The organism is Staphylococcus edaphicus (assembly GCF_002614725.1).
Taxonomy (GTDB): Bacteria; Bacillota; Bacilli; order Staphylococcales; family Staphylococcaceae; genus Staphylococcus; species Staphylococcus edaphicus.
On the sequence record NZ_MRZN01000002.1, the window covers coordinates 1 to 9887 of the forward strand.

General features: G+C 34.4%; 11 protein-coding genes. 4 read left to right on the plus strand and 7 right to left on the minus strand.

Features of this window, described 5'->3' with window-relative positions; genetic code table 11:
* The 6 genes from BTJ66_RS01530 to BTJ66_RS01555 all read right to left on the minus strand — a co-directional run.
* Positions 1 to 194: transposase (locus tag BTJ66_RS01530; protein WP_476661997.1), on the minus strand; the 194-nt coding region annotated here is incomplete at its 3' end.
* Between the two features lie 210 nt (positions 195 to 404).
* Positions 405 to 695 (minus strand): cytochrome aa3 quinol oxidase subunit IV, encoded by a 291-nt coding sequence (qoxD, locus tag BTJ66_RS01535; protein ID WP_099089241.1) that lies wholly within the window; start codon positions 693 to 695, stop codon positions 405 to 407.
* Positions 692 to 1297, minus strand: a complete 606-nt coding sequence (gene qoxC, locus BTJ66_RS01540) for a cytochrome aa3 quinol oxidase subunit III (RefSeq protein ID WP_099089242.1) — start codon at positions 1295 to 1297, stop codon at positions 692 to 694. Before qoxC ends, qoxD begins: the two co-directional genes overlap by 4 nt.
* Complete coding sequence (gene qoxB / locus BTJ66_RS01545) at positions 1287 to 3275, minus strand: cytochrome aa3 quinol oxidase subunit I (RefSeq protein WP_099089243.1); 1989 nt, start codon at positions 3273 to 3275, stop codon at positions 1287 to 1289. Before qoxB ends, qoxC begins: the two co-directional genes overlap by 11 nt.
* Positions 3275 to 4396: a cytochrome aa3 quinol oxidase subunit II gene (qoxA, locus tag BTJ66_RS01550; protein ID WP_099089244.1), complete on the minus strand. Its 1122-nt coding sequence runs from the start codon at positions 4394 to 4396 to the stop codon at positions 3275 to 3277. The genes qoxB and qoxA overlap by 1 nt, the downstream gene beginning before the upstream one ends.
* 272 nt (positions 4397 to 4668) lie before the next feature.
* A complete protein-coding gene (locus BTJ66_RS01555) occupies positions 4669 to 4986 on the minus strand; it encodes a DUF5011 domain-containing protein (RefSeq protein WP_099089245.1) in 318 nt (105 codons plus the stop codon).
* 241 nt (positions 4987 to 5227) lie between these two features.
* Here BTJ66_RS01555 and BTJ66_RS01560 point away from each other — a divergent pair, with 241 nt between their 5' ends.
* Positions 5228 to 6373 (plus strand): globin domain-containing protein, encoded by a 1146-nt coding sequence (locus BTJ66_RS01560; RefSeq protein WP_099089246.1) that lies wholly within the window; start codon positions 5228 to 5230, stop codon positions 6371 to 6373.
* A 150-nt stretch (positions 6374 to 6523) separates the two neighbouring features.
* Here BTJ66_RS01560 and folD read toward each other — a convergent pair whose 3' ends face one another.
* On the minus strand, positions 6524 to 7381 hold the full coding sequence (folD, locus tag BTJ66_RS01565; protein ID WP_099089247.1) for a bifunctional methylenetetrahydrofolate dehydrogenase/methenyltetrahydrofolate cyclohydrolase FolD: 858 nt from the start codon (positions 7379 to 7381) through the stop codon (positions 6524 to 6526).
* Positions 7382 to 7584: 203 nt separating this feature from the next.
* Here folD and purE point away from each other — a divergent pair, with 203 nt between their 5' ends.
* From purE to purC, 3 genes are read left to right on the plus strand one after another with little or no spacing between them, the layout of a single operon-like run.
* Positions 7585 to 8067: a 5-(carboxyamino)imidazole ribonucleotide mutase gene (gene purE / locus BTJ66_RS01570; RefSeq protein WP_099089248.1), complete on the plus strand. Its 483-nt coding sequence runs from the start codon at positions 7585 to 7587 to the stop codon at positions 8065 to 8067.
* Positions 8054 to 9181, plus strand: coding sequence for a 5-(carboxyamino)imidazole ribonucleotide synthase (gene purK, locus BTJ66_RS01575; protein WP_099089249.1), 1128 nt, complete (start codon positions 8054 to 8056; stop codon positions 9179 to 9181). Before purE ends, purK begins: the two co-directional genes overlap by 14 nt.
* A 4-nt stretch (positions 9182 to 9185) precedes the next feature.
* The gene (gene purC, locus BTJ66_RS01580) at positions 9186 to 9887 is read left to right on the plus strand and encodes a phosphoribosylaminoimidazolesuccinocarboxamide synthase (protein ID WP_099089250.1); all 702 of its coding nucleotides are present in this window, start codon (positions 9186 to 9188) and stop codon (positions 9885 to 9887) included.

The window sequence follows — 9887 nt, forward strand, 5'->3', positions numbered from 1 at the left end:
AATATTTTTACTAAAATAACAGGATCTATAGATGGTCTACCATTATCAAGGCAATATTTGTCTTCGACAAGTTCATACACAAAATTTAAATCTAATATCGTATCGACTTTACGTAATAAATGATTATTAGGGACTAATTCAGAGATAGAAATCATTTCATATTGATCTCTTTTATCAATTGATTTATTCAACATAATAAACACCACCACTGTTTAATTTACATATATTATAATATTTTTTGTGTAATATTGGCAGTGATTTATGCCGACTCCTGCGGGAATAGCACTAGCCGAAGACTACAGGCTAAGGCAGTGCCCGCGGAAAGCGTGCATAAAAAAACTGCCAACAAAGTCGTAGACTTTGTCGACAGTCTGAGACTTCTCCGAAGAGAAGTCTTTTTAGGATTATAAGTGACTTGAGTGTCCACCTTGCATTACCCAGAAAGTACCAATAACGGTAATTAAAGTAATGATAATCGCAAATAATACTTTAAACGCTTGTAAATTTCCATCTTTACCTTCAGTTAAATGCATGAACATTAATAATTGAACTGCTGCTTGAATAAAAGCAAAACCAAAGATGATGGTAATCTTAGCATTAAGTGCCATAGATGTGTATAAAGTTACAAATACTGCTAAGATCGTTAAAACGATTGAAGCGATAAAACCTACAGTATGTTTTACTATTGTATTCATCCGCTAAACACCATCCCTATCATATATACGGCAGTGAAGATGAAAATCCATACAACATCTAAAAAGTGCCAGTATAAACTAACTATAAATAATTTAGGAGCATTGTCTTTATTTAATCCACGCATAGCTACTTGAATTAATAGGCAAATAATCCAAACAATACCTAATGACACGTGGGCACCATGTGTTCCTAATAGAATAAAGAAACTAGACCAATAAGAACCGATAGTTAGATTAACACCTTCATGTACGTAATGCGCAAACTCATAAATCTCAAAGCCTACGAATACCATACCGAGTAAAACAGTGATAATCATCCAAATCATCATTAATTTTTCTTTTTCTTGTCTCATGTAGTAAATTGCGATACCACATGTATAAGAACTAATTAATAATGCAAATGTCATAATCAAAACTAGTGGTAATTCAAATAACTCAGTAGTCATTTTGCCAGCATAATCGCCACCGTGTTGGAGCGTTAATAATGCTGCAAATAACGTACCGAATAATGAGAATTCTGCTGTAAGGAAAATCCAAAAGCCAAGTCTATTTAAATTACCTTCATGCGAACGTTGATCAATTGTGTTTGCATCATGACTCATGACTTACAGCCTCCCTTTCTTTTATACGTGCATCACGTAAACGTTTTTCAGTTTCAGCAACTTCAGACGCTGGTATATGATAACCGTGGTCGATTTGGAAACTGCGGTAAATCATTGTAGCAAAGATACCAATTAAACAAATAATAGCTGGAACGAGCGTTTCAAAGATAAGGAAGAATCCACCGATAGTGAAGAGAATTCCCATCCAGAAACCAACAGGTGTGTTATTTGGCATATGGATATCAGTATAATTATGGTTATCTAAATAGTGACGACCATGTTCTTTCATATCTACAAATGTATCGTAGTCATTCCAATCAGGAGTGACAGCAAAGTTGTATTTAGGTGGCATTGCACCAGCAGTTGCCCATTCTAAAGTACGACCTAAGCCATCCCAGTTATCGCCAGTAGCTTCACGTGGTGCTTTGAAGAAGCTGTATACGATACTAGCAACTAAGAACATAAAGCCTAATGCCATTAATAGGGCACCAACAGTTGAGATTGCATTTAGTAACCACCAACCGTCTTCTGGCATGTAAGTGTATAAACGACGTGGCATACCATCTAATCCAAGAATGAATTGCGGTATGAAACAAACGTTAAATCCAATCATGAATAACCAGAAACACCATTTGTTTAATGTTTCGTTTAATTTGAATCCAGTCATCTTAGGCCACCAGAAAATTAAACCACCAAGACAGGCGAATACAACACCAGTTACTAACGTGTAGTGGAAATGCGCTACTAGGAAGTAAGTATTGTGATATTGATAATCTGCTGCTGCCATTGAAAGCATAATGCCTGTTACCCCACCGATTAAGAAGTTCGGTATGAATCCTAATGCGAAAAGCATTGGAGATTCGAAGGTAATACGGCCTTTGTAAAGCGTGAACAACCAGTTAAAGATTTTAACACCAGTTGGTATACCAATCAGCATGGTTGAAATTGAGAAGAATGAGTTAATTAATGCACCATTACCCATAGTAAAGAAATGGTGAACCCAAACTAAGAAACTTAAGAACGCGATACCTGCAGTTGCCCAAACCATACTTTGATGACCGAATAGGCGTTTACGTGCAAATGTCGGAATAATTTCAGAATAGATACCGAATGCCGGTAAGATAACAATGTACACTTCAGGGTGCCCCCATACCCAGAAGAAGTTAGCCCAAAGCATCGGCATACCACCATTTGCAACTGAGAAGAAAGCAGTGTCGAATATTCTATCAGTTGTAAACAGAGCTAATGTAACTGTTAATACTGGGAAAGCCAAGATAACGATTAAAGCTGTAATAAAAGTAGTAACCGTGAACATCGGCATTTCCATAAATTTCATTGTTGGTGTTTTACATCTAAGTATCGTAACAAAGAAGTTAATACCAGTCATCAGTGTCCCGATACCGGAGATTTGTATTGCTATTAAGTAATAGTTAACACCAGGTCCTGGGCTGAACTCTCCTGCGAGTGGTGCGTAGTTTGTCCAACCAGCCGCAGGTGAGCCTCCGATTATAAATGAAAGGTTGAATAAAATCATACCTGAGAAGAATAACCAGAAACTTACGTTATTTAATACAGGGAATGCAACGTCGCGAGCACCAATTTGTAATGGTATGATGACGTTCCATAATCCAAAGATAAAAGGCATAGCCATAAAGATAATCATTATTACGCCATGCGTACTAAAGACTTCATTATAATGGTTTCCTTCTAAAAATGTATTCTCTGGAATTGCTAATTGAACACGCATCATCAACGCATCTATACCACCACGTACGAACATTAATACCGCACAGATTAAGTACATTGCACCAATTTTCTTATGGTCAATAGATGTGAACCATTCTCTGTATAGATATTTCCATAATTTGAAATAGCTAATTACTGCGATCACGGCAATGACTGCAAACGGTGCACCAATTTGTGCCATCGTTATCATCCAGTTACCTTGAACAAGTAATTGATCCCATGGAAAATTCATTAATGTCCACCTCCATTTTCATGGTCTTTTTTCTCAATTTTAGATGCTTTTTTATCTTTAGCACCTTCAGAGATTTTTTCCATTTCATCCATATTATGTGATTCTTCGTCTTTGAATTCACTATCATATGGTTCATTATTGCCTAAAATCATGGCTTTCATTCCATGACGTTCGTAGTTAGCATTTGTGATTTGCGGTTTACGTGCAGGTTGATCAGGTTTATCTAACACATCAGCTTTACGTTCTTCTTCAGTGTTAAAGTTTGGATCTTTCTGTACGTAATTATAACGATCATAAGCATAGAAAATATACTCAGGATCAGCGGCAGGATCAACAAATGCTAAATGCGTACCACTGAAAGTTAAATTTTTGTTTTCAGTAGTTGGTAAAAGTTGCTTGTCAAAAGTATCTTGATCCAACACTTTTTGGTTTTTAGCATCTTTTACCCAATCCTCGAATTTACTTTGGCTTACAGAGTTAACATCAAATGTTTGACGTTCGAAGCCTTCACCATTGAAGTTTGAGTTTCGTCCACGGAACTTGCCTTCTTCACTAGCTGTTAGTGTCCAGTCCATAGTCATACCTGTCATCGCATATTTTTGGCCACCTAATTGTGGAATCCAGAAACTTGTCATCATATCCATTGATTGGAGTTTAAAGACAACAGGGCGATCTTTCGGAATAGTTAAATGATTAACTGTTTCGATCTTTTGTTCAGGATAACTGAAGAACCACTTATAACCAGCGCTTGTAGCATAAACAACAAGTGGATCGTCTTCTTTCTGTGGTTTTTCCTCGTAATCATAAAGTGAATTAACCGTTGGAATGGCTAATGCAATTACAATGATTATTGGAATAATAAACCAAATTGTTTCTAATAAAGAATTGTGGTGCATTTTACCCGATTCATCAGTGTTTCCTATTCTATATTTATATAGAAAGACTGTGAATAGAGTAACAACAGCGGCAATAATAACAAGCATGAAGATGATTGAATACATAATCAAAAACTTCGAATCGCTTGCCATCGGCCCTTTTGGGTTTAAAACTTCTACGTTTGAACAGCCACTAAGCAAAATGAGTGAGCCAAAGAGTAGAAGCAAAGACTTAAATTTTGACACTTTTTTGACCTCCTAATACTACAAATGTAGGGCTTACCATCAATTTTAAGATATTACACGATATTTACAAGTGTTTGTGAGAAAAAAATTATTGTAAAATTAAAAGAAACCCAACAAACTCAACGTCTGGTGGGCATTCAAAGATTTGTTAAAATTATGTGTACATTTTGTGAAAAGTGTCATATTTAAGGCGGAAGGGTAATTTTCACCCTTAATGTGTGATAATAGTTATCGTTTAGCTGGATTTTAAACTATGTATGTGAAGGATTAGTTTATTTCACTTCTATATAACGTATTGATTTATTTGAGGCACCATCAGAATCTTCTACATTATATTCAATTTTATATTTCCCAGTTTTGTTCGTATTCACGTTGCCGTCAACTGTAATTTTATGTGTTAAGTCACCGTCCTCTTTGTCATAAGCGCGTACGCCATTTAAGAGATTATAGGCTTCACCTTTATCGATGATTGTATCATTTACACCTTTCAGTTCTGGAATTGCATTGTCTGTTGCTTCTGCGCTTAGGTTAGGTGATACAAGTGTCGCAGAAACGCCAATTGCTGATAATGATTGTATGAGTTTATTCATTCTTTTGACCTCCAAACAGAGACTTTAATTTATTTAACTTTACTATACTGCAATGAGTTGTTTAATACATCATACTATAGTCCTAATATAACTTATTTATTTAAAGTGCATCATAATTTTTAGTTAAAATTAAGTAAATGAACTTTTTGTGAATTATATCACAAAAACCTTTTGAATTACACTAAATTGTAATAGACTAAAAATGAAATAATTAAGTAATAAAAAAATGGGAGTGTATATGATGTTGAGCGAAAAAGAGAAAGCGATAATTAAAGAAACAGTTCCTGTATTACAAGAAAAAGGGGTAGAAATCACCTCGTTTTTCTACAATAGAATGTTTAATGAACATCCTGAATTAAAAAATATGTTTAATCAAACGAATCAAAAAAGAGGATTACAATCGACAGCATTAGCACAAAGTGTGTTAGTGGCAGCAATGAATATAGATGATTTGACGCGTATTTTACCTGTTGTTAAAGAAATAGCGTATAAGCATTGTGCATTACAAGTGCCACCAGCTGGTTATGACATTGTTGGTGAAAACTTGTTAGCTGCTATCAAAAATGTTTTAGATTTAACAGAAGATGACGTGATCTTGCAAACATGGGGCAAAGCTTATGGAGAAATCGCGAAGGTATTTATAGAAGTTGAAAAAGAAATTTATGAAAAGATGGCTTGGAATGGCTTTAAACCATTTGAAATTATCGACATTTCAAATGTGGCTTCAGATATTAAAACATTTACAATTAAATCTGACGGAATAGATATGAGTCAATTTAAGCCAGGTCAATATATTACGGTTGATGTAGAAAGTGAAAAATTACCATATCGTGCTAAACGGCACTACTCTATTGTAGAAGGTAATCGTAATTCACTTACTTTTGCAGTTAAAAGAGATGTAACGACCATACATGAAGGGGAAGTATCAACGATTCTTCATGATGAATATCAAGTTGGAGATATGATTAATTTGTCAGCACCGGTAGGAGAATTTGCTATTGTGAACGTTACATCACCACAGTTGTTTATTGGATCTGGTATTGGCGTAACACCTTTAATTCCGATGTTTAAACAAGCAACTAAGTCAGATGCACCGATTCAATTTATACAAAATGTTAATAATGTTGCTGATATTCCGTTCTCAAATAAATTAGAGACAATTGCAGAAAGTAAAAATAATGTCGATTATATTATTTATGATAAGCATAAATTGGGATATATAGATGCAGCTTATTTAAAACAATTTGTAACAGCAGATACGGAAATATATGTTTGTGGTGGCGCTAATTTCTTGAAATCTATAATAACTACATTAAAAAATATGGGAATTGATGAAACGAAAATTCATTTTGAATCATTTATCCCTAAATTAAGTATTGGGGTTTAATATGGTTAAAAGGTTGAAGCGTTAAGATCGTAAAAATTACCTAAAAAGACACGTATAGTTCGATAACTATACGTGTCTTTTATTTTACTCATAAAACAATGAATTTACCTTGCAATAAAATGAAACAATTTAAATGTTTAACTATAGGATTTATTTGATACCTCTGCGCATTTTTTCTGCTATAAGTGTATTATTTAATACCATTGTGATGGTCATTGGACCTACGCCACCAGGAACCGGTGTGATGGCACCTGCTACTTCTTTTACTTCATCATATTCAATATCGCCTTTTAATTTCCCGTTCTCATCAGGAGTATTACCGACATCGATGACAACGGCGCCTTCTTTAACATCATCCTTGGTCACTAAACCAGGACGACCAACCGCACTTATAATAACATCAGCATTTTTTAAATGACTATGCATGTCTTTTGTTCTTGAATGAAGAATCGTAACTGTCGCATTTTTTTGTAGTAATAATTTAGAAACTGGTTGTCCGACAATATGACTACGACCGATAACAACAGCATCCTTGCCTTCTAAATCAATATCAGCATGATTTAACAGTTCCATGATACCTAATGGTGTACATGGTACAAAAGTTTGTTGGTCAATATAAAGTTTACCTATATTTTCAGGATGGAAGCCATCAACATCTTTTGCAGGGTTGATAGATTCCAATACCTTTTGTTCACTTACTTGATCTGGTAGAGGGACCTGAACTAATATACCACTAACACTATCATCTTCATTTAAACGTTTTAGCTCATTTAAAACTTCTTCTTCAGAAGTTGTTTCATCTAGATGTACAATTTCTGATATCATGCCAATTTTTTCTGCGGCTTTCTTTTTAGAATTGACATAACTTTGACTTGCACCATCATTACCGACAAGTATGACAGATAGTTTTGGTGTATACCCCTTAGATTGTAAAGCTTCAACTTGATCTTTAAGTCCTTGTCTGTATTCTTTAGCAATTTGTTTTCCGTCTAAAATTTTTGCGACCATGAAAAATCCTCCTTGAATGTTTGAACTTTACTTAACATTAACATAATAATCGCACCAATTAACAGTCAAAAGACGTAGATTAAAAAGAAAAATATAGATAAAGTTCGATTTTTGGTTGAAAATGTGCAATTTACTTGTTATGCTATATCTGTAATATACATCTCTTAGTAGTAACATTTCAAATTTCTGAAAGGGTGTTCATTTTGAAAGTAGCAGTCATTATGGGAAGTTCTTCCGATTGGGAAACAATGAAAGAAAGTTGTTTGATGTTAGACCAATTTGAAATTCCTTATGATAAAAAAGTAATTTCAGCACATCGTACGCCTCAACTCATGTTTGATTTTTCAAAAGAAGCCAGAGACACAGGTTATGATGTGATTATTGCAGGCGCTGGTGGGGCGGCTCATTTACCTGGTATGGTAGCATCCATGACTACATTACCAGTCATTGGTGTACCTATTGAATCTAAAAGTTTGAAAGGCATAGATTCCCTATTATCCATAGTACAAATGCCTGGTGGTATACCAGTAGCAACAACAGCAATTGGTAAAGCGGGTGCTAAAAATGCAGGGGTCCTAGCAGCAAGAATGTTAAGCATAGGTAATCAAGCAGTCCAAATGAATTTGGAAAATTATGAAAAATCTTTAGTTGAGAAAGTGAGTGAAATGCAACATGAACTTCAGTAAATTAAAATTCGGCTCAACCATAGGTATTATAGGCGGAGGTCAGTTAGGCAAAATGATGGCACAATCTGCACAAAAAATGGGATTTAAAGTGATTGTATTAGATCCTGATATAGCATGCCCATGCCGATATGTTGCTCATGAGTTTATCAATGCTGATTATGATGATCCAAATGCATTAAATCAACTTGGTCAAAAAACAGATGTAATAACGTACGAATTTGAAAATATCTCAGCTAGCCAATTACAAGCATTAGTATCAAAGTATAATATTCCTCAAGGCTATCAAGCCATACAAGTACTCCAAGACCGTTTAATGGAGAAACAAACTTTACAAGCATCAGGCAGTCATATTGTACCTTTCATTCAATTAAATGACTGTGATGATTTAGATAAAGCGATTCATTCATTAGGTTATCCATTCATTGTTAAAACACGATTCGGAGGCTATGACGGTAAAGGACAAATCCTCGTTAAAGACACAACCAATTTAGACGAAGCACGTAAACTTATTCAAAACCAAGCATGTTTGGCAGAACAGTATCTTAACTTAAGCAAAGAAGTTTCTATGACAGTGACGATTGGCTTGAATAATCAAATTACTTATTTTCCTCTACAAGAAAATGAACACCAAAATCAAATCCTCTTTAAAACAATTGTACCAGCACGTACAGAGCATAATACGTCGCAAGAAGCACGTAACGAAGTAAATAAAATAATTAAGCATATTCATTTTATAGGTACGTTTACGGTTGAATTTTTTATAGATGATACAAATCAATTATATGTAAATGAAATCGCACCTAGACCTCATAATTCCGGACATTATTCTATAGAAGCTTGTGACTATTCACAGTTTGATACACATATTTTGGCAATAACTGGACAGAAATTACCATGCCAAGTTGAACTATTGAAACCTGCGATTATGATGAACTTATTAGGCAGAGATTTAGATGTATTAGAAGATCAATTTGCTGAACATCCTGAGTGGCATATTCATATTTATGGTAAAACAGCACGTAAAAAGAACCGTAAGATGGGACATTTAACTATTCTAACGGATGATGTAAATGAAACTGAGCAAAGTATACTAAAACAATTTGAAAGGAGATAAATATATGACTTTGTTATATGAAGGGAAGGCTAAAAGGATTTTTTCAACAGGAGCTTCTGATGTTCTCCGAGTTGAGTATAAGGATGAAGTAACGGCAGGTAATGGTGCAAAAAAAGATTTTATTGAAGGTAAAGGACGCTTAAACAATCAGATTACTTCTCATATTTTTAATTTTTTAAAAACTGAAGGTTTGAATAGTCATTTTATTGAACAAATTTCTGAAACTGAACAACTTGTTAAGTCTGTTGAAATTATTCCGTTAGAAGTAGTGGTTAGAAATATTGCTGCAGGCTCTATTACTAAAAGGCTTGGGTTTGAAAAGGGATATCAATTTGAAGAACCTTTAGTAGAATTTTTTTACAAAAACGATGACTTAAATGATCCACTTATCACAGAAAATCATATCAAGCTACTACATTTAGCTGATGATAATGAAATTAATGCATTAAAAGAAGCGGCAATGGAAGTTAATGCAGTATTAGTTGAATTGATGAATGAAATGAATCTAAGACTCGTAGATTTCAAAATTGAGTTTGGTCGTACGAGTGATGGACAAATTTTATTAGCTGATGAAATTTCTCCAGATACATGCCGTATTTGGGATAAACAAAGCGATATAAATTTTGATAAAGATGTTTATAGAGAAGATAGAGGATCAATCATTGAAACATACCAAACTTTTTTAAATAAACTGGAGGCACGTTAA

Excerpts from the sequence above, each read along its gene's own strand:
- qoxB (WP_099089243.1), bottom strand. The coding sequence starts at position 3,275 with ATGAATTTTCCATGGGATCAATTACTTGTTCAAGGTAACTGGATGATA.
- purK (WP_099089249.1), top strand. The coding sequence starts at position 8,054 with ATGAACTTCAGTAAATTAAAATTCGGCTCAACCATAGGTATTATAGGC.
- folD (WP_099089247.1), bottom strand. The coding sequence starts at position 7,381 with ATGGTCGCAAAAATTTTAGACGGAAAACAAATTGCTAAAGAATACAGA.
- BTJ66_RS01560 (WP_099089246.1), top strand. The coding sequence starts at position 5,228 with ATGTTGAGCGAAAAAGAGAAAGCGATAATTAAAGAAACAGTTCCTGTA.
- BTJ66_RS01555 (WP_099089245.1), bottom strand. The coding sequence starts at position 4,986 with ATGAATAAACTCATACAATCATTATCAGCAATTGGCGTTTCTGCGACA.
- qoxC (WP_099089242.1), bottom strand. The coding sequence starts at position 1,297 with ATGAGTCATGATGCAAACACAATTGATCAACGTTCGCATGAAGGTAAT.
- qoxD (WP_099089241.1), bottom strand. The coding sequence starts at position 695 with ATGAATACAATAGTAAAACATACTGTAGGTTTTATCGCTTCAATCGTT.
- purC (WP_099089250.1), top strand. The coding sequence starts at position 9,186 with ATGACTTTGTTATATGAAGGGAAGGCTAAAAGGATTTTTTCAACAGGA.